The organism is Streptomyces sp. JLBT605 (assembly GCF_058215555.1).
Genome location: NZ_CM177087.1, coordinates 7,019,289 through 7,041,079, shown reverse-complemented (window position 1 = coordinate 7,041,079; position 21,791 = coordinate 7,019,289). Strand labels below are relative to the sequence as shown.

The following is a 21,791-nucleotide window of genomic DNA, read 5'->3' as shown; positions in this document are numbered from 1 at the left end:
CGCCGGTCAGCGGAAGGTGTTCAGGCGGCCCGCGATATGCGCCGCGGCGCCCTCCAGGAGGGTGTCGGCGATGGCCTCCACGGTGCGGGAGCGCCACGGCTGCAGCGGGGTGCCGGCAACCACCTGGTTGAACGCGCCCATCGCCGGCCCGCAGTGGACGAGGTAGTCGACCCGGGACCGCTGGTCACCGGTGACCGCGAGCCGGAACCCTCGGTCGAAGTAGCCCCGGAAGAGGGCCGCCAGCTCGGCCTTGGGGTCCTGACCGGGCACGGCGGCCGGCGGCTGGGCCCCGTCCAGGAAGCGGTCGACGACCTGGGCGCGGGTGTCGGCGTCGAGTTCGGCGAAGGAGCCGTGGTGCCGCCAGACCTCGTACAGGCGGGCCGCCCGGGCGGGGAAGAACAGGCCGCGCTTGAGGTAGCGGGCCTGTACGCCGAGCTCGAACATCTCGCCCCAGGGGGCGGTGTCCACGTCGAACTCGCGGGCCTCCTGGAGGATGTCCTTGACCTCGGGGCTGGTGGCGGCCTCGACCGAGCACTGGTTGACGGATCCGGTCAGCAGGAACTCGGCGCCGAGGAGGAAGGCCGCGGCGGCCGCCTCCGGGGTGCCGATGCCGCCGGCGCAGCCGATGTGCACGCGGTGGCCGGGCAGGGCGGCCGCGTCGCGGAGCCGCAGGACGGCGGGGAGCAGGGTGAGCAGGTCAGCGGTGCTGCTGAGCCAGCCGCCGTCGGCCTCCACACACAGGTCGTCGGCCATCGGGCGGGCGGCGGCCCGGCGGGCTTCCTCGTCGGTGACCTCGCCTGCCGCGAGGAGCCGGTCGACCAGCGCCCGCGGCGGCGGGGCGAGGAACTCGGCGGCCACGTCGGTGCGGTTGACCTTGGCGATGATCCGGCCGCCCTTGAGACGGAACCGGACCAGTGCCGGGGTGATCAGCGGGAAGCCGGAGGCCTCCACCAGGTCGACGCCGTGCCGCAGCAGCAGGTCGACGAGGGCGGCTTCCTGCTCGGGGGCGCCATGCCGGTAGAGCAGGTTGACGCCGAAGGCGCCGCCGAGGCCGAGGTCGGTGGCGAGGGAGCGCAGGTGGTCCTCGGTCTCGGTGGCGGTGAGTCCGGAGGTGCCCAGGAAGCCCAGGAGTCCGGCCTTGGCGGCGGCGCGCAGCATCTCGGGGCCCGAGATGCCGCCGTGGAGGGAGCCGAGGAGGTATGCGCGGCGCAGGCCGTAGCGGGCCCGGAAGCTCGCGGAGCCGAGCGTGTCCGCGTGGAGGGAGGCTCCGGGGGTGGCGGAGACGGCCGCCGGGGTGGCAGCGGGCTCGGGGGCGGCGGAGGCCGTCGTGAGGGTGCGGTCCACGCTGGTGGCGGCCGGGAGCGGGGCGGGGGTGGCCGGCGGCTCGACGGTGGCGGCCGTGGCCTGTACCCGGGACGTGGCCGCCGGGGCGGGGGCCGGTTCGGGGGCCGGGAGCGGGGTGGCGGCGGAGCGGATGCGGGCGACCAGGCGGGTGAGGACCTGGCCGGGGCCGAGCTCGGTGAAGGTGAACTCGCCGTGCCCCATCAGCCGCCGGACGGTCTCGGTCCAGCGGACCGGGGAGGCGATCTGGGCGGCCAGGGTCTCCTTGACGGCGTCCGCCCGGTAGGGCCGGGCGTCGGTGTTGGCGAGCACCGGGACGGTCGGCGGGGCGAAGGTGAACCCGTCCAGGAAGGCCGCGAACTCCTCGGCGGCGCCCCGCATGTAGCGGGAGTGGAAGGGGGCGCTCACGTTCAGCCGGACCGCGCGGGCGCCGGCCGCCTCGAAGGCAGTGCGGGCGGCGTCGATCGCCTCGGCCGGGCCGGCGAGCACGAACTGGTCGTGGGCGTTGTGGTTGGCCAGGTCCAGGCTGTCCAGGCCGGACTCGGCGAGCACCCGGTTGAGGGTGTCCTCGTCGGTGCCGACGACCGCGGCCATCGCGCCGCCGCCCGCGGCCGCGGCCATCAGGGCGCCGCGCCGCTGTACCAGGCGCAGGCCGGTCTCGAAGTCGAAGACGCCGGCGGCGAAGAGGGCGACGTACTCACCGAGGCTGTGGCCGATGAGGTAGTCGGCGGGCTCCGGGTCGCGGGTGAGGTGGTCGAGGTGGCTGAGGGCGCTGACCGTGTAGAGCGCGGGCTGGGTGTATTCGGTGCTCGCGAGGCGGCGCTCGGGGTCCGTCACGCACAGTTCCTCGATGGAGTAGCCGAGGATCCGGTCGGCCGCGGCGGTGAGGTCGGGGAACTTCGCGAACAGTTCCTTGCCCATGCCCCGCTGCTGGGACCCCTGTCCGGGGAAACCGTAGACCTTCATGCCGTGTGCCTTCCTGGGTGTGTGGGGTGCGCCGGTTCCCCGCGGGGCCGCAACGGGCCGGACGGCCGGGGCCGGCCGCGGGGCGGCCAGCCTCCGGGCCCGGGGGATCTGCTCCGGGTCGTACCCGAAGGGGCTGAGCAGGGGCAGGGAGCGCGAACGGCTCCCCGCCGGGAGGTTGTTGCGGGCGAAGTTGTGCAGGGTGCCCGACGGGCCGAGGTCGAGGTAGAGGAAGTCGCCCCGCTCCCCCATCGCGGCCATGGCCCGCTCGAACTCGATGGGGCGGCGGGCCACCTGCCAGAAGTGCTGGACGGTGGGCCGCTCGACGGGCCGGCCGTCCACGCAGGAGATCCACGGTACGGCGGGGCGGGCCAGAGCCACGCCGTCGAAGGCGTGGCGGCACTGGTCGAGGACGTCTTCCATGTGCCGGGAGTGGTAGGCGTACTCGACGGGCACCCGCTGGTGCAGCACATCGGCGGCGCGCAGCTCCCGCTCGGCGCGAGCGAGGGCGTCTTCGGTGCCGGCGACCACGAAGTGGCCGGGGTAGTTGCGGGCGGCGACATCGCAGTCGGCCAGTGCGGGGATGCGGGCGAGGACGTCGGTGGGGGCGAGGACGGCGAGCATGCCGCCGCGCGGGCCGACGCGCATGGCGTTGGCCTGCCGCACCAGCACCCGCAGGCAGTCGGCCTCGTCCAGGCTGCCGGAGAGCACGGCCGCCGCGTACTCGCCGAGGCTGGAGCCCAGCAGGAAGTCGGGTTCCAGGCCGGAGGAGCGCAGGGTCTCCGCCAGGGCCAGTTCGGTCATGACGATGGCGGGGTGGGTGAGCCGGGTGTCGGTGAACGGCTCGTTCTTGCGCCGGGCCGGGTCGAACATCCGGGCGATGACGGACTCGCCGAGCTCCGCGGCGACCACGGAGTCGTGGCGGAGCAGGGCGGCGCGGAACACCTCGTCCTGGTCGAACAGCTCCTTGCCCATGCCGTAGTACTGGGAGCCCTGGCCGGAGAACATGAAGACCACGGGCAGGTCTCCGGCCGGGGCCGCGCTCGCGGCAGCGGCGGCGGTCACCGGAAGGTGTCCCAGAACAGGCCCCCGGAGGGGGCGGCGGGCTCGGCGGGCGCGGCGGCGGCCGGAGCGGCCGCGGGGCGGATCACCACACGCGGGGTGCGGGCCGGCCGGGGCAGTTCGGTGCGGGCCGCAGCGACCGCCGTGTTCGGGGGCGGGGCGAGGAGGAGGTGGGCGTTGGTGCCGCCGTCGGCGAAGCAGTTGAGGGCGGCGAGTGCGGCCTCGGCCGGCCAGGGCCGGGCCTCCCGCGGGAAGTACAGCGGGGAGGCGTCCAGGTCGTAGTGGGCGAGGGGCTCCTGGCCGGAGCCGAACGGCACCTGCTCCCCGTGGTGCAGCATCAGCGCCACCTTGATGAACGCGGCGATACCCTCCGCGGCGAGGGGGTGGCCGATGTTCGGCTTGACCGAGCCCAGGGCCACCGGCTGCGCCGAGCCGGCCCGGTAGACCGCTTCCACCGCCTTGAGTTCGAGCAGGTCGGTGACGGCGGAGCCGGACCCGTTGGCCTCCACCCAGCCGATGTCCTTCGGGAGCCGGCCGCTGCGGGCGAGGGCCTCGACCATCACCTCCTTCTGGGCGGCCAGGTTCGGGGTGGCGGGCCCGGCGGTACGGCCGTCGTTGTTGATCGCGATGCCCTTGAGGACGGTGAGGACGCGGTCCCCGGCGGCCAGGGCGGCGGCGAGCGGCTTGAGGACGACGACGCCGACACCCTCGCCGAGGATCAGGCCGGCCGCCCGGCGGTCGAAGACGTGGAAGGCGGGGCCGGGGTTGAGCAGGCCGCGCTGGCCGAAGACCTGGTGGGCCCGGTCGTCGGCGAGCAGGCTGACGCCCGCGACCACGGCCGCCTCGATGTCGCCCGCGCGCAGCGCCTGGGCGGCCATGTCCATCGCCACCAGGGCGGAGGAGCAGGCGGTGTCCACGACCACGCTGGGGCCGCGGAAGTCGAAGAACTGGGAGACGTTGGCGGACAGGTAGTTCTGTCCGGTGACGACGACCGGGTTCTTGGCGCCTGCGAGGCGGTCGGTCTCGGGGGTGTGGGTGGCCCGGCCGCCGACGTAGACGCCGACCCGGTGGCCCTTGAGCTCGGCGGGCCGGTACCCGGCGTGGTGCAGGGCGTTGTCCACCTCTTCGAGGAGGAGCAGGGCCTGCGGATCCATGGCCGCGACGTCGGCCTCGGCGAGGAGGAATGCCTCCGGGTCGAAACGGAGCTCCTCTCGGAGGAGGCCGGCGTGGTAGCCGACGGGGTGGCCGAACCGGGTGTCGGGGATGGGCCGCAGGGCCGAGCGGCCCTGTCGCAGCAGTTCCCAGTACGCGCCGGCGGACGGCGCGTCGGGGAACCGGCAGGCGAGGCCGACGACGGCGATGTCGGCGCCGGCCGGGGCGGCGGCCGGGATCGCGGCGGCGGGACCGCCGGCGGGGGCGGGCGATGCGGACGGGGCTACGGCGGCAGGAACAGGGGCGGGGGCGGCGGCCGGTTCGGGGGCCGGAGTCGGGGCCGGAGTGGCCGTGCCGGCCGGGGCCGCCTGGGACGGGGCGAAGGCCGCGAGGAGCGCCTCGCGGTGATCCTCGGCCAGGTGGGCGGCGAAACCGTCCGCGGTCGGGTGCTCCAGCAGCGCGGAGGGGTCGATGGAGACGTCGAGCCGCTTGGCGGCCGTCTGCACCAGCTGCGACACCATGATCGAGTCGGTGCCGTAGTCCTGGATGGGCGTGTCGCCGTTCAGCTTGGCCCGGTCGAAGCGGAGTTCGGTGGCGAGCAGGTCCAGCAGCCATGCGGAGGCCGCGTCCACGGCTGCCCGCACCCCGGCCTCCTCCCCCGTCCGGACGGCCGCGGCGGCCGGCGCCGCCGGCACGGCGGTGGCCTGGGCCGGAGCGCCGGCGGCCTGGGCCGGGACGAGGCGACGGGCGGTCAGCAGGGACGGGTCGAAGGCGGCCTCCGGGCGCGGCAGGGCCGGCAGGACCACCCGGGCGCCGCTCGCCAGGGCGCGGTCGAGCAGGGCCAGGCCCTGGGCGTCCGTCAGGGTGTCCAGGCCGGATGCCTGGTACGCGGCGCTGCGCGCCTCCCCCATGCCGGTCTCCTTCCAGCTCGGCCACTCGATGCTGAGCAGCGGCAGCCCGTAGGGGCGGGCTTCGGCGACCGCGTCCAGGTAGGCGTTGGCGAGGGCGTAGTCGCTCTGGCCGACGGCGAGCGCGGGAACGGTGGCGGCGACCGAGGAGTAGAGCACGAAGAAGCTCAGCGGCTCGTCGCGGAAGCACTCCACCAGGGAGTCCAGGCCGAAGACCTTCGGGCCGACGACCCGGTCGATGTCGGCCTGCGTCTTGCGGACGAAGGCGGGGGTCTCGAAGTCGGTGAAGCCGGCGCTGTGCACCACGCCGCCGACCGGGCCCATCCGGAGCTTGACCTCGGCCAGACTCTTGGCCAGGGCCTCCTTCTCCTCCAGCGGCACGGCGAGGACCTCCAGCTCCACGCCTCGCTCGGCCAGCTCGGCCAGCGGGCGCAGCTTGGCGCCCAGCGGGGTGCCGGCGGTGATGTGGGCGGGCCACTCGGCGCGCGGCGGGAGTTGCTCGCGGCCGGTCAGCACCAGCTTGCGGACGCCGTACCTCTCGACGAAGTGGCGGGCGGTGAGCAGGCCCAGGCCGCGGGTGCCGCCGGTGACCCACAGGACGTGGCCGTCGGGGAAGGCGGGCGCCGGGGCCGCGGTGTCCGGCAGGGCGGTCAGCCGTGCGGTGTGGCGTACACCGTCGCGGTGGGCGACCTCGTGCGGATCGTCGCCGGCGGCGAGTTCGCCGGTGATCTGCCGGCAGAGCTCCTCGTCGCCGGCGGTCCCGGCGTCCAGGTGGCGGGAGCGCAGGTGGCGGTACTCGCTCTGGAGCATCCGGTACAGGCCGGTGCGGGCGGCGCCGCCGGTACCGGGGCCGGCGGGGGTCTGGCGGGTGACCAGGAGGGCGGTCAGCTCGTGGCGGCTGTCGACGAGCCTCTGGATCCAGCGCAGCCAGTCGGGCAGCAGGTGGTGGGCGGAGGGCAGCGCCGGGGCGGTGCAGCCGGCCAGGTCGACGACCGCGTCGAAGCGGTCCCAGCGGGTGCCGGGCGCGGCGAGGTCGGCGGCGATCCGGTCGGGGGTGAGGATCTCGGCGGCGGGCAGCAGGGCGGCCAGCCGGGCGGCGAGGGCCTCGGTGCCGGGGGCGGCGAGGACGGCGGTGCGGGCGGGCAGGGCGGTCCGGGCGGCCGGGGCGGCGGGGACCCAGTGGCGGACGAGGAGCTGCCCGGCGGACGCGGTCGCGTCCGTCACCGGGGCGGCCGGCGCGGAGCCGGCGGCCGAGGCGGCGGTGGCCGGTCCGGTGCCCGGGTCGAGGGCGGCGAGTTCGGCGTCCGCGGCGGCCAGCCAGACCCGCTCCCCGTCGAAGGGGTAGCCGGGCAGGGCGGCGCGGGTGGGCCGGACGGCCGGGTGCAGCACGGTGAAGTCGACCGGGCGGCCTTGCGTCCATGCCTCGGCGACGGCTGCCGGGTCGGCGGCCGGCGGCTCGCCCTTGACGGGCTTGCGCAGGTTGACCACGCCGCGGTGGCTGCCGGCCGGGGCACCGCCGGCGGCCAGCTCCTCCAGCTTGCCGGCGAGTTCGGGCAGGTCGTGGAAGAGGACGGCGATCCGGTGCTCCATGGCCTCGCGGCCGGTCTGCAGGGTCCAGGCGACCTGCGCGGGGGTGGTTCCGGCGGACTCGGCGCGCAGGTGCGCGGCGAGCCGACGGGCCTGGGTGGTCAGCCGGCCGGCGTCGCGGGCGGAGAGCACGGCCAGGTGCGGGCCTCCCGCGGGCGTACCGGCGGCCTCGGCGGCGGCCGGGTCGGCGAGGTACTCCTGGAGGATGATGTGGGCGTTGGTGCCGCCCGCGCCGAAGGAGCTGACGCCGGCGGTGCGCGGCTTGGCGGTGCCGTCCGCGAGGACCCGGCGCGGCCAGGGCGCGGTCTCCCGCTGGACCTCGAACGGGGTGGTCCCGAAGTCGATGTTCGGGTTGAGGCGGTCGGCGTGCAGGGAGGCGGCGAGTTCGCCGTGCCGCATCTGGAGCAGCACCTTGGTGATGGCGGCGACACCGGCGGCGGATTCGGCGTGCCCGATGTTGGACTTCACCGAGCCGATCGGCAGCCGGTCGGGGGTGTCGCCCTTGAAGGCGCGGAGCATGCCGGTGACCTCGACCGGGTCGCCGAGGGCGGTGCCGGTGCCGTGCGCCTCCAGGTAGTCGAGGTCGGCGGGGCGCAGGCCGGCACGGTCGAGGGCGGACCGGACCAGGTCGCCCTGGGCCTTGGGGTTGGGGACGCTGTAACCGGAGCCGGCGCCGCCGTGGTTGACGGCGGATGCCTTGACGACGGCGAGGATGCGGTCGCCGTCGGCGAGGGCGGCGTCGAGGCGCTTGAGGAGGACGGCGCCGGAACCCTCGGCGGGCACGTAGCCGGTGCCTCCGTCGCCGAAGCTGCGGCAACGGCCGTCCTCGGCGAGGAAGCCGCGCTGGGCGAGCTGGAGGAACTTCACCGGGTGGCTGGAGATGTTGACACCGCCGGCGACGGCGACGTCGCAGTCGCCGTTGCGGATGGCCAGGCAGGCCTGGTGGATGGTGACCAGCGAGGAGGAGCACATGGTGTCCAGGGCGACACTGGGCCCGGTGAAGTCGAAGAAGTAGGAGACCCGGTTGGCGACCGAGGCGTACGAGGAGGAGGTGGCGAAGCCGTTGCCGCGCAGGGCCTCCTGGACGCCGTAGAGCTGGTAGTGGCCGTACATCATGCCGACGAACACGCCGGTGCGGGCGCCACGGAGCTGTGCGCGGGTGTAGCCGGCGTCCTCCAGGAGATGCCAGACGGTCTCCAGGAAGACGCGCTCCTGGGGGTCGGTGTGCTCGGCCTCGATCTGCGACATGCGGAAGAACAGCGGGTCGAAGCGGTCGGCGCCGCGGACGAACCCGCCCCACTTGCCGTAGGTCTTGCCGAAGACCGACTTGTCGGGGTCGTAGAAGGTGCCGTGGTCCCAGCGGTCGGCGGGGATCTCCTCGACGCTGTCGCGGCCGGCGCGGAGGTTGCTCCAGAACTCGTCCACGTCGTCGGCCTGCGGGTAGCGGCCGGCGACGCCGATGATCGCGATGTCGGCGTCGGCTCCGGAGGTGGAGGCGGAGGGGGCGGAGGAGGTGGAGGGGGCGGAGGCCGGAACGGGGGCGGGGGTCATGGCGGTGGGCTCCGGGAGGGCGGGTGCGGGGGCCTCGGGCACGGCGGCTTGGACGGGCTCGGCGGCGGCGGTCCGAGCGGCCACGGGGTCGGGCGCCGGTGTCGCGGTTGCCGGTGCGGGGGCCGCGGGTTCGCCTGCCGGGTGTGCGGGGTCGGCGAACGCGGTCGGGTGTTCGGCGGTGAGGTAGCCGGCGAGCTCGCGGACGGTCACGTACTCGAAGAGGAGGGTCTTCGGCAGCGGGCCGAAGCGGTCCTCCAGGCGGCGGACCACGCTCATGGTGATGAGGGAGTCCAGACCGTAGTGGTCGAAGGACTCGGTGAGGGCGATCTCGCTCTCGGGCAGCTTGAGTTCCTCCGCCAGCAGGCCGAGGACCAGGGCTTCGGCGCGCTCCTGGGCGTCGGCCGCCGGCACCTGCCCGGTGGCCCCGCCCGCCCCCGCGGCCGGAGCCGTCGCCGGGACGGAGGCGGGGGCGGGGGTGCCGGTCAGCGCGGAGAGGATGCGGTCCGGGTCGCCGGGGGCGAGCAGCAGCCGGGAGGCGGTGCCGGCCAGGGCGCGGTCCAGGGCGTCCAGGGCGGCGGCGGTGGCCAGCGGGCGCATGCCGAGGACCCGGTCCATGAACTCCTCGGCGGCGGCGTCGATCCGCATGCCGCCGTCGGCCCAGACCGGCCAGGCCGCGGCCAGGGTGCGGCCGTGCCGGGTGCCGGCCTGGCGCTGCCGTTCCCGCTCCTCGGCGAAGTGGTCGAGGAAGGCGTTGGCGAAGGCGTAGTCCGTCTGGCCGGTGTTGCCGAAGGCCGCGGCGGCGGAGGAGAAGGCGACGAAGTAGTCCGGGCGGTCCTCGCGGGTGGCCTCGTCGAGCAGGACGGTGCCGTGCACCTTGGCGGCGAGCACGGCTTCGGCGTCGGCGCGGTCCTTGCGGGCCAGCAGACCGTCGCGGAGCACGCCGGCGGCGTGCAGCACGCCGGCGACCCTGCCGTGGGCGGCGCGGGCCTGCTCGACCAGGCGGCGCACGTCCGCCGGGTCACAGACGTCGGCGAGGATCACGCGGGCGCCGATGGCGGCGATCCGGGCGAGTGCCTCGGGGCCGGGGGTGGTGCGGGAGGCCAGCACGATCCCCCCGGCGGGCGCTCCGGCGGCGGTGCGGACGGCCGCGAGGTGCTCGGCGAGCAGCAGGCCGAGGGCGCCGGTGCCGCCGGTGATCAGGTGCGCGCCGGGACCGCTGTACGGAGTGGGGCCGGCGGCGGGCAGATCGGTGCGGTGCCAGGTGCGGCGGGCGCGGCCGGTGGCGTCGGCGCGGACCTCGGGACCGCCGGGGGCGGCGAGTTCGGCGGTGACCGCGGCCGCCGGGGAGGTGCCGACGGCGACGGCGAGGACGCCGAACTCGACGGCCGGGTGCTCCAGGCGGACCGACCGGGCCAGGGCGGCCATGGCCGGGTGGGCCGGGGAGCCGGCCGGGTCGGCGTGGACGTAGAGGTAGCGCAGGGCGCCCCGGCGGGACCGCTGCCAGGCCTGGAGCAGGGCGGCGGCGGTGTGGAAGCCGTGCTCGACGGCGTCGGCCGGGGCGGTGTCGGGGCCTGCCAGGTGCACCACGACCGGGGTGCCGGCGGTGGTGGCGGGCAGGGCGGCCAGCGCGGCCTCGGCCGCGGCGGCGGAGGCCGGGCCGAGGGCCGGGCGGTGCACGGCGGGTATGGCGCCGGCGGCGGCGAGGGCGGCGGTGATCTCCTCCGTCCGGCTGTCGGTGGCGGCCCCGCCGGCGTCGAGGACCAGCACGGGCGTGCCGGCCGGGAGGGTGCCCGCGGCGGCGGGCAGCGGCTCCCAGTCGGCGCGGAAGGCGTGCACCCGTTCGGCGGCCGGGGCGGGTGCGGGGGCCCGGTGGGTGGCCGCGGCGGCGGGTACGGCGCGCAGGGTGAACGCCTCGATGACGCAGACCACCTGGCCGGCGTCGTCCAGGAGGGAGACGTCGAAGCAGAGGGTGCCGGGGCGGGCCGGGCGGGTGGAGGGGGTGGCGTGGGCGTGGACCTGCTGGGGCAGGTCGGCGTAGCGGCGCACCGAGCCGAGCGAGAACGGCAGGTACGGGACCGGGTGCGCGGGGTCGGCGGCTTGGGGGGCGAGCCGGCCGGCGGTCTGCAGGGCGGCGTCGAGCAGCGAGGGGTGGAAGGCGTACGCGGCGGCGTCGGCGCGGTGGTCCGCGGGGAGGCGCAGCCGGGCGATGGCCTCGCCGTCGCCCTCGGCGATCTCCTCGATCACCCGGAAGGCCGGTCCGTAGGCGAAGCCGAGCCGGGCGAAGCCCTCGTAGGCGTCGGCGGCGGGGTGGACGCGGGGGCAGCGGGCGCGGACGGCCGCCAGGTCGACGGGGGCCGGGCGGGGGCCCGGGTCGCCGAACCGGAGTGTGCCGGCGGAGTGCGGCGGGGCGTCCTGGGCGGCGCCGCGGATCTCGAAGGACGCGGGGCGGGCCGGGTCGCCGGTGAGGCGGACCCGCAGGCCGGCGGTGCCGGCGGGGAGCCGGACCGGGGCGGCCCAGACCAGTCCGTCGACACCGGTCACCGGGGTGCCGGGGGCGGCGAGTTCGCCGGCGAGCCGGGCCATCTCCAGGTGGACCACGCCCGGCAGCACGGGCTCACCGCCGACGATGTGGTCGCGGAGGAAGAACTCGGTGCCGGTGAGCTCCTTGGCGAAGACCCGGGTGGCGCCCCCGCTGCCGGTGCCGGGCTCGGCGGGCAGCTCGGAGTCGAGCAGGGCCGGGTGCAGGGGGGTTTCGGGCGCGGCGGGGGCCGGGCTGGCCGGTGCCGCCGGTGCGGTGACCCAGTGGCGGGTGGGGGTGAACGGGTAGCTGGGCAGGTGGACGCGGCGGCGCGGGCCGCGGTGCAGGGTGCGCCAGTCCGGCTCGGCGCCGGCCAGCCAGGCGGCGGCCACGGCGTCGAGGTCGGCGGTCGCGGCGGGGGCGGCGGCGGCCGCGTCGTCGGCGACCCGGGCGGTGCGGACCGCGGACGGCCGGCCGGCCAGGTGCGCGGCGAGCTCGTCGCGCAGCGCGCCGGTGGAGCCGGCGACCACGGCGAGGCGGTGGGCCATCGGCTCGCGGCCGGTCTGGAGGGTGAACGCGAGGTCGCCGGGCGGGACGTCCTCGGCGTCGAGGTGGTCCACGAGCCGCTGTGCGGTGCGCCGCAGGGCCTCCTCGTCGCGGGCGGAGAGCACGTACAGCTGGGCGCCCGCCTGGTCGTCGCGGGTGTCGGGCATGGTCGGTTCCTCCAGCACGAGGTGCGCGCCCGCTCCGCCGAAACCGAAGGAGCTGACGCCGCCGCGGCGGGGCCGCGGGGTGCCGTCGGTGTCGTGGGTGCGCGGCCAGGGTCGGGCGGTGGCGGCGATCTCGAAGGGGCCGCCGTCGAGTTCGAGGTAGGGGTTCTGCTCGCGGAAGTGCAGGCTGGCCGGGATGGTGCCGTGGCGCAGGCCGAGCGCGACCTTGAACAGGCCGGCGATGCCGGCGGCGGCCTCCAGGTGGCCGATGTTGGTCTTGACCGAGCCGAGGGCGACCGGGCTCGCGGTGCCCGGCGCGGCGGTGTCGCCGGCGGCGCGCAGGCGGCGGAAGGCGGTGGACAGGCCGGTGGTCTCGATGGGGTCGCCGAGGGCGGTGCCGGTGCCGTGGGCCTCGACGTAGCCGACGCTGTCCAGCGGGATCCCGGCGGCGGTGTACGCGTCGACCAGGAGGTCGGCCTGGGCCTCGGGGCTGGGGGCGGTCAGCGAGGTGGTCCGGCCGCCGTGGTTGACGGCGACCGCCTTGATGACCGCGTGGACGGCGTCGCCGTCCGTCTCGGCCCGGTCGTGGGGCTTGAGCAGGACCAGGCCGGCGCCCTCACCGCGGACGTAGCCGTCGGCGCGGCTGTCGAAGGCCTTGCAGCGGCCGTCGGGACTGAGCATCTCGCCCTGGCTGAGCGCCTCGTACACCGACGGGGACAGGATCAGGCTGACGCCGCCGGCGAGGGCCAGGTCGCAGGTGCCGTCGCGGAGGGCGGCGGTGGCCTGGTGGACGGCGGTCAGGGAGCCGGAGCAGGCGGTGTCCACGGCGATGCTGGGGCCGCGCAGGTCCAGCAGGTAGGAGACCCGGTTGGGGATGACGGACAGGGCGGCGCCGGTGAGGGTGTGGCCCTCGGTGCCGCGGCCGGCGGCGCGCTGGACGTCCAGGTAGTCGGAGTTGGTGACGGCGACGAAGACGCCGACCCGCTTGCCGGCGAGGTCGGAGGGGCGGTAGCCGGCGTCCTCGATGGCCGACCAGGCCACTTCGAGCATCAGCCGCTGCTGCGGGTCCATCAGTTCCGCCTCGCGCGGGGAGATCCCGAAGAAGGCGGCGTCGAAGCGGTCCACGCCGGGGGCGAAGCCGCCCCAGCGGGAGCGGGAGCGAGGCTGGTCGCGCCAGTCCCAGCGGTCCGCGGGGATCTCGGTGACCAGGTCGTCGCCGGCGGCCAGGTGCTGCCAGAACTCCTTGAGGTCGGCGGAGCCGGGCAGCCGGCCCGCCATGCCGATGACCGCGATGTCGCGGCCGGCCGGGTGCCCGCTCGACGCCTCGGCAGCGGCGGTGGCAGGGGCGTTGGCGGTCGCGGACGCGGCAGCAGGCTCGGCGGCGTCGGCGGATGCGTCAGTGGATACGCCGGCGGTGCCGAAGTGGGCGGTGAGTTCGGTTCGGTGGTGCTCCCACAGGTGCTCGGCGAGGGCGTGCAGGGTGCCGCGCCGGTAGAACAGCGTCGGGTAGACCTCGATGCCGTAGGCCTTGCGCAGCTCGGTGCTGAGCGCGGTGAAGGACACCGAGTTCATGCCGAGCTCGCCGAGCGGGGTGTGGGCTCGGACGTCTTCGGCGGGCACCTGGGCGAGGGAGGCGACCATGGCGGCGAGTTCGGCGACCAGTGCCCCGGTGCGGCCGCCGGCTCCCCTGGCGGGGGCGGGGGCGGGCGCGGCGGGGGCGCCGCCGTCGGGGCCGGTGCCGAAGCGGGTACGGAGTTCGGCGACCGGGAGGCCGGCCAGGGTGGTGCGGTCGATCTTCTCGTTGAGGGTGCGGGGGAAGCCGCTGACCCTCAGCAGGGTGTCCGGGACCATGTGCTCCGGCAGCCAGCCGGAGAGCTGTTCACGGGTGGGTTCGGCGGCGCCGTCGGCGAGCACGTAGCAGGCGAGCAGGGAGTGGTGGGTGCCGTCCTGTCCGCGGGCGACGACCACGGCCTCGCGTATGCCGTCCAGGCCGCGCAGGACAGCCTCGATCTCCTCCAGTTCCACGCGGAAGCCGCGCACCTTGACCTGGGAGTCCATGCGGCCGAGGTAGTCGATGCGGCCGTCGGGCAGCCGGCGGACCAGGTCGCCGGTGCGGTACATCCGGGCGCCGGGGGTGCCGGCGAACGGGTCGTCGAGGAACCGTTCGGCGGTCAGGCCGGGCCTGCCGAGGTAGCCGCGGGCGACGCCGTGGCCGCCGATGTACAGCTCGCCGGGGACGCCGGCCGGCAGGGGCCGGCGGGCGCTGTCGAGCACGTACAGGGTGGTGTTGGCGATGGGCCTGCCGATGGTGACCTTCTCGCCGGGGGCGAGGCGGACGGCCGCGGACCAGATGGTGGTCTCGGTGGGCCCGTACAGGTTCCACACCGCGCGGTTGCCGGCCAGCAGGGCGCGGGCGGTGTCGGCGGGCAGCGCCTCGCCGCCGCAGAGCACGGTGAGGCCGGGGTCCCCCTGCCAGCCGGCGGCGAGCAGCATGCTCCAGGTGGCCGGGGTGGCCTGGATGACGGTGGCGTCGCTCGCCTCGACGGCGCGGCGCAGCCGGACGCCGTCGCGGGCGTCCTCGGCGGGCAGTACGTCCACGGTGCCGCCGGTGATCAGCGGCAGGTACAGCTCCAGACCGGAGATGTCGAAGCAGACGGTGGTGAGGGCGAGCAGGGTGTCGGCAGGCCCGAATCCGGGTTCGCGGGCCATGGACCACAGGAAGTTGGTCAGGGCCCGGTGCGGGACCTCGACCCCCTTGGGGCGGCCGGTGGAGCCGGAGGTGTAGAGGACGTAGGCGGTGTCCTCGGGTCCGGCCGGGCCGGGCGAGGGGGCCGCGGGGGGCTCCTGGCCGCCGTCGGTGAGCAGCCTCGGCACGCCCTCGTACAGGTGCTGGTGTGCGGAGTGGGTGAGCATCAGGAACAGCCCGGCGTCCTCGGCCATGTAGGCGAGGCGCCGCTGCGGGTAGCCGGGGTCCAGGGGCACGTAGGTGCCGCCGGCGGCCTGGACGGCGAGCAGGGCCACCGGCAGGCTCTCGTCGCGCGGCAGGAGGACGCCGACGGTGCGCCCGCGGCCGACGCCGGCGGTGCGCAGCCGGGCGGCGAGCGCCTCGGTGCGGGCGGCGAGTTCGCGGTAGGTGAGGGCGGTGTCCCGGTGGCGGACGGCGATGCTCTCCGGGCGGGCCTCGGCCTGACGGCGTACCAGGTCCCACACGGTGCTGTCGGCCGGGTAGTCGGCGGCCGGGCCGGCGGCGAGGGCGGTCCGCTCGTCCGCGGTGAGCAGGTCGAGGTCGCCGACGGTGGTGTCGGGGGCGGTGACGGCCGCGGTGAGCAGGGTGGCGAAGTGGGCGCCGAGGCGTTCCACGGTGGAGGCGTCGAAGAGGTCGGGGTCGTACTTCAGGGTCCAGCGGCACCCCTCGGCCTGTTCCACGACCTCCAGCGTGAGGTCGAACTCGCCCTCCTGGTGGACGCCTTCGACGGGGCCGAGGACCAGGCCACCGGGCCGGGCGCCGCGGGCCCAGTTCTGGAAGTAGAAGGCGGTGTTGAACGGGGCGGCGGGGGCGGCCGGGTCGAGCCGGCGGAGCTCCTCGGCGAGGGTGATCAGCGGGTAGGCGCCGTGCTCCAGCGCGCCCAGGACGGTCGAGTGGGCGCGGCGGAGCAGGGTGCGGAACGCCTCGTCCCCGTCGACGCGCTCGGCGAGCACGATCATGTTCATGAAGTAGCCGAACACGTCGTCGTAGCCGGTGGCGGGGCGGCCGGCGGTCGGCGTGCCGACGGCGATGTCCTGCTGGTCGGCGTACCGGTGGAGCAGGGCGAACCAGCCGGTGAGCAGGACCCCGAAGAGGGAGGTGCCCTCGGCGGCGGCCAGGGTGCGGGCGCGTGTCGTGACGTCGGCGGGCAGGTGGCCGTCGACGCTGGCGCCGCGGTAGCCGGGGACGGCCGGGCGGGGGCGGTCCAGGGGCAGCGGGACGGTGGTCTGCCGGCCGTGCAGGCGGTCGGTCCAGTAGGCGCGGAGCCGGTCGCCCTCGGGGCCGGCGAGGAGTTCGCGCTGCCAGGTGGTGAACTCGGCGTAGGTGCGGGCGGGGCGGTCGGCGGGCGGCAGGCCGCCGTCGGCCACGGCCCGGTAGCCGCGTTCGAGCTCGGCGAGGAGCAGAGCGATCGAGACGCCGTCGAAGACCAGGTGGTGGAAGGTGAGCAGGAGAGCCTGGCGCCCGTCGCCGAGGGTGTAGAGGGAGGCCCGCAGCAGGGGGCCGGTGGCGAGGTCGAAGGGGCGGCGCAGGTCCTCGGTCATCCGGGCGCGCAGCGCGGCCTCGTCGGTGGTGGTGAGGAAGGTCTGCTGGAAGGGGAGCTCGGGCTCGGCGGCGATGTGCACGGCGGGGCCGTCGGCACCGTCGCGGACGGTGGCGCGGAGTTCCTCGTGTCGGTCGAGGAGGTCCTGGAGGACGGTGCGCAGGGCGAGCAGGTCGAGGCCGGGCTCGAGCCAGAGGGCCAGCGGCAGGTTGTAGGCGTAGGTGCCGGGGGCGATCCGCTCGATGACCCACAGGGCGCGCTGGCCCTCGGAGAGCGGGTGGCCGGCGGCCGGGTCGTCGGCGGCGGCAGCGTGCCGTGGGCGGAGGATGAGCTCGGCGGCCCGGGCTGCGGCCGGGGTGGCCGGGGTGGCCGGTGCGTGGGATTCGGTGGGCACGGAACCGGCGGACGCCGAACCGTTGGCCGGGGCCGCGGCGGGAGCCGGGGCGGTGGGTGCCGGGGAGGCGGCGACCTGGGCTTCGGCGGGTGCCGGGGCGGCTTCCGCGAGCCAGTTCGCGGCGAGGTGGGCGGCGAGTCCGCGCAGGGTGGGGTGCTCGAAGAAGTCGCCGAGGGGGACGGTGACGCCGAACGTGTCGTCCACCTCGGAGACGATCTTCATGCCGCTGAGGGAGTCGAAGCCGTAGTCGGCCAGCGGGCGGTCGGGGTCGATCCGCTCCTCCAGCTTCAGCACCCGCTCGACCAGCTCGCTCAGCCGGTCGGCGACCCCGTCCGCGGCGGACGTCCCGGCCTCGGACGTCTCGGCCGCGGGCGTCTTCGCCGCGGCGGCGGGGTGTGCGCTGAGGACGACGCCGTCGCTCTCGGCGACGAGGACGGTCTGGCCGAGCTCGGCGCCGTCCGCGCCCAGCGCCCGTACCTGGGTGTAGCCCTCCTCGTGGAGGATCCGCGTCCAGCCCTCCGGGGAGGCCAGCGGCGAGTCGGGCATGCGCAGCTCGCCGTCGTCGAAGGCCCACCAGCCCTCCAGGACGCCGCCGCCGATGGTGAGCAGCGGGCGGACCGAGGTCAGCTCGTTGAGGACCAGCCAGCCGCCGGGCCGCAGCAGCGCCTTGGCCTTGCGCAGGGTGGCGCGCAGGTCGCTGGTGGCGTGCACCACGTTGGTGGCGAGGACCAGATCGGTACCGGCCGGGGTGAAGCCCTGCTCGGCGAGGCCGCGCTCCAGGTTGAGGATCTGGTAGCGGGTGAAGGGGTAGCGGTCGCCGAACCGGTCGCGGCCGTACTCCAGGAAGCGCGGGGAGATGTCGGTGAAGGTGTAGCCGACCCGGCCGGGCAGGTCGGTGAGGGCGGGCAGCACCCGCTCGGTGGTGGCGCCGGTGCCGGCGCCGAGCTCGACCACCTCGAAGGAGGTGCCGGCGGGGAGCCGGTCCAGGCGGAGTTCCAGGGCGTGCCGGACGGTCTCGCGGACCAGCAGGTTGAAGTGGTCGGTGAGCGGGTTGCCCTTGTAGAAGTTCTGCACCAGCTTCATCGAGGAGCCGGGGAACATGATCTCGGTGGCGCCGACCTCGCCGCGCAGGATCTGCGGGTAGGACTGGAGGAAGAGCCGGTTGAGGGTGACGGTGGGCTCGATGTCCGGGTAGGCGGCGGCGATCCGGTCGAACTCGGCCTCCCAGCCCTCGGTCTGGGTGGTGTGGTCCACGGCGCCGGCGGCCGCGGTGGTGGTGATCCGGTCGCCGTCCCGGGCGAGCAGTCCGGCGCCGGTGAGGATGTTGAGCAGCGCCTCGTGGAGGCGCTGGAAGCGGTCCTGGATGCGCAGGGAGGTGCGCAGCGCGGTGGCGCTGTGGCGTTCGCCGGAGCGGCGGAAGACGCCCATCCGCTGGTAGACGCCGAGCAGCACGGGGGCTGAGACCGCCTCCAGTTCCTGGTAGCCGTCGAGCACCCGGTTGGCGGCGGGGTCGGTGGTGACGGCGTCGGCGAGGCGGGCGGCGCGGCCGGCGAGGGCGGCGGGGTAGCCGCCGGGCAGCGCCTCGCCGTCGAGGGCGAGGTCGTGGCCCATGGCTTCCAGGGCGCGCCGGTTGGCGCGGATGGGCATGGCCTGGGGCAGGCCGGCGGCGAGGATCCGCTCGACGGCGCTGATGCCCTCGGCGGCGGTGAACCCGCTGATGCCCAGTCCCTGGAAGATCTCGGCGAGGCCGGGCTGGGCGCCGGAGCCGACCTGGTGCCAGTAGCCCTGGTTGACGACGGTGACCGGGTGGTCGAGGCGGTCGCGCAGGAAGAGGGCGTACGCGTCCTCGGTGGCGGAGGCGCAGATGTAGGCGCCGTTGCCGGCGAACCGGCCGAAGGAGCCGGCGGAGGAGAAGTAGACGAGGAAGTCGAGGCGTTCGCCGGCGACCGCGGCGGCCAGGGCGGCGGCGCCCTCGGTCTTGACGCGGGTGGCGGCGGTGAACGCGGCCTCGTCGAGGTCGGCGAGGAGGTGGTTGTCGAAGACCATGGCGGCGTGCACGACGCCGTGCAGGGCGCCGAACCGCTGGTGGGCCTCGGTGACGGCGGCGGCCAGGTCGGCGGCGGAGCAGGCGTCGCCGCGGACGTGGGCGACGTCGCCGCCGTGGGTGCGGATCTCCTCGATGGCGGCGAGGTGTTCGGCGCCGAGCTCGCCGCGGCTGAACCAGACGAGCCGGGCGCGGTGCCGGCGGGCCAGGTCGACGCTGAGCTCGCGGGCGATGCCGCCGGTGCCGCCGATCAGCAGGTAGACGCCGCCGTCGCGGTAGACGGGGCGGTCGGCGGGGTGGGCGGCCGGCAGGGCGACGCGGCCGAGGCGGCGCTCGTAGCGGATGCCGGCGCGCAGCGCGGTGGTGCGGCCGGTGGCGTCGACGGGCTCGGCGAGGACGGTGTCGGCCAGAGCGCGGACGCCGGTCTCGCTGAGGTCGCCGGCTTCGCCGATGACGTCGGCCGAGGCGAAGTCGAGGGCGACGGCGCGGAGCTGGGGCTGTTCCTTGGGGGCGACCTGGAGCAGGCCGTGCAGGCCGGCGGCGAAGGGGTTGTCGGCGGTGGAGCCGGCCACCGGGTGGACGTCGCTGGTGACGACCAGGATCCGGTCGGCGGTCCGGGCGGCGAGCAGGCGGAACAGGGCGAGGGAGCCGTGCCGGAGGTGCTCGGCGGCGGTGGCGGGGTCGCCGGTGCCCTCGCTGACGCGGGTGCCGGTGCCGCCGAGGTGGATCACCAGGTCGGCGTCGGCGGTGCGCGGCAGCCACACGTCCGCGGGCTGCTCATCGATGCGTACCAGGTCCACGGTGCCGGTGTGGCGTTCGGCGATGGCCTCACCGAGCCACCGGGAGGCGGCGGTGACCAGCGCGGTGATCCGCTGCGGGCGGGTCGCCGGGCCGGCGGCCGGGGCCGGAGTGCGGACCCACAGGGGGCGGAAGAACTCCGGTGCGGTGCCGGAGCCCGCCGGCTCGGCGCCGGCCGGTGCGGCGTCGCCGGCCGGGAGTGCGGGGGCTGGTGGCGCGACGGCCGGGGCCGGAGGCTGCGGGATCCAGTAGCGGCGGCGGGCGAACGGGTACGCGGGCAGCTCGATGCGCCGGGCGGCGGCCGGGGTGATCCGGGTCCAGTCGACGGCGGCACCGGTCACCCAGGCGTCGGCGACGCCGGCCAGGTCGCGGCGGGCCAGGGCCTGCTCCAGGGCGGCGGCACGATCACCGGTGAGCTCGACCCGGGTACGGGTGGAGCGGCCGGTGACCATCCCGGCGGGCTGCTCGCCGGCGGCGTGGGCGGCCAGCAGGCGGGCGGCCTCGGCGAGGGAGCCGGCGGTCAGCGCGAGACGGAACTCGTGGGCGGTGCGGCCGGACTGGAGGGTGTGGGCGACGTCGGCGAGGAGCGGGCCCGGCGCGGCGGCGTCCTCGCGCGGGCGGGGCCGGGCGGCGGTGAGCGCGGCCGCGATGGTGAGGGCGACGCCCCCGAGGGTGTCGGCGGCGGTGGTGTCGGCGGGCAGCGGCACGGGGCAGGCGTCGGCCAGCAGCGCCTGGTAGCGGGCGCGTTCGGCGACGCCGAAGCCGCATTCGGCGAGTTCGGCGGCGAGGTCCAGGTAGCCGACGTCCACGCCGAGGGTGCCGGCGGCCAGCCGCAGCGCGAGTTCCTGCGCCTCGGCCAGTGCCTCGGGGTCCGGGCCGGCCGTCGCCGGGGCGGCGGGATCGGCGGCGGGGTCGGCGGCGGGGTCGGTGTGGCGGAGGAGGAAGGCGGACAGGTCCGCGGCGGCCGCGCGGAGCCGCTCCTCGGTCTTGGCGGAGAGCACCAGCAGCTGCTCGGCGTCCGCCTCGTGCGGGGCGAGCGGGGCGGCCGGGGCGGCAGGCAGGTACTCCTCGACGATCAGGCAGGCGTTGGCGCCGCCGCCGCCGAAGGAGCTGACCAGGGCCCGCAGCGGCTGCCCGGGAGCGGGGCTGGTCCACGGGCGCAGGGTGCGCTGCACCTCGAAGGGGGTGGTGGTGAAGTCGATGCCCGGGTTGAGGCGTTCGGCGTTGAGCGAGGGCGCCAGGGTGCGGTGGCGGATCTGGAGCAGCACCTTGGTCAGCCCGGCGATGCCGGCCGCGGACTCCAGGTGGCCGATGTTGGACTTGACCGAGCCGACGGGGACGGCGGCGCGGGCCTCGCGGGCGGCCGGGTCGAGGCGGCCGCCGAAGGCGTCGGTGAGGCCGGTGATCTCGATGGGGTCGCCGAGCGGGGTGCCGGTGCCGTGTGCCTCGACGTAGCCGATGGTGGCCGGATCGGCGCCGGCGCTGCCCAGGGCGCCGCGGATGACCTCGGTCTGGGCGGCGGCGCTGGGCACGGTGTACCCGCCGGTCTTGCCGCCCGCGTTGATGCTGGAGCCGGTGATCACGCCGAGGATGCGGTCGCCGTCGGCGACGGCCGCGGACAGCGGCTTGAGGAGGACCGCGCCGACGCCCTCGCCGTCCACGAACCCGTCGGCGTCCGCGCCGAAGCTCTTGAGCCGGTCGCCGTGGGAGATCATGCCGCGCTGGGCCAGGGTGCGCAGGTGCATGGGGTGCAGGACGAGGTTGACGCCGCCGGCGATGGCGGAGGCGCACGCGCCGCTGCGCAGGCTCTCGCAGGCCAGGTGGACGGCGGTGAGGGAGGCCGAGCAGGCGGTGTCGACGGCGAGGCTGGGGCCGGTGAAGTCGAAGGTGTAGGAGACCCGGTTGGCGATGGACCAGTGGTTGGAGTGGGCGTCGGTCTGCACGCCCAGGGCGCTGGCCTCGCCACCCATCCACTCGTAGTTGTTGTTCATGACGCCGGCGAACACGCCGACCCGGCCCTGGGCGGCGAGCCGGGCCGCCGGGTAGCCGGCGTCGTCCAGGACGGCGGCGGCGGTCTGCAGGAACAGCCGCTCCTGCGGGTCCATGGCCTCCGCGTCGGCCGGGGAGATCTGGAAGTAGAGCGGGTCGAACTTGTCGACGTCGTCGATGAATCCGCCCCACTTGCTGTATCCGGCGCGGACGCCGGAGGGGTCGTAGTGCGCGTCGGCGTCCCAGCGGTCGGCGGGGACCTCGCGGATGCAGTGCCGGCCCGCGGCCAGGTTCTCCCACAGCTCGCCGACGGTCTCGGCAAGCGGATACCGGCCGGCGACGCCGATGATCGCCACGCCCTCGGTCGCCGCCGGGGCGGACGCCTGCTTCAGCAGGCTCAGCAGCAGCTTGCGCTTGTCGTCCACAGTCGCTCTCTTCTCACAGATCTCGGTACTCCGGCGGCGGGGCCGGGGGGTGGGCCGCGGGCG

The 21,791-nt window shown here is 76.0% G+C and carries 2 protein-coding genes; both read right to left on the bottom strand.

Annotated elements, in window-relative coordinates; translation table 11 throughout:
* Nucleotides 1-6: 6 nt before the first annotated feature.
* The gene (gene fabD / locus AC4BDD_RS30445) at nt 7-3,369 is read right to left on the bottom strand and encodes an ACP S-malonyltransferase (protein ID WP_490688704.1); all 3,363 of its coding nucleotides are present in this window, start codon (nt 3,367-3,369) and stop codon (nt 7-9) included.
* On the bottom strand, nt 3,366-21,728 hold the full coding sequence (locus tag AC4BDD_RS30440) for an amino acid adenylation domain-containing protein (RefSeq protein WP_490688703.1): 18,363 nt from the start codon (nt 21,726-21,728) through the stop codon (nt 3,366-3,368). The genes fabD and AC4BDD_RS30440 overlap by 4 nt, the downstream gene beginning before the upstream one ends.
* Nucleotides 21,729-21,791: the final 63 nt, after the last annotated feature.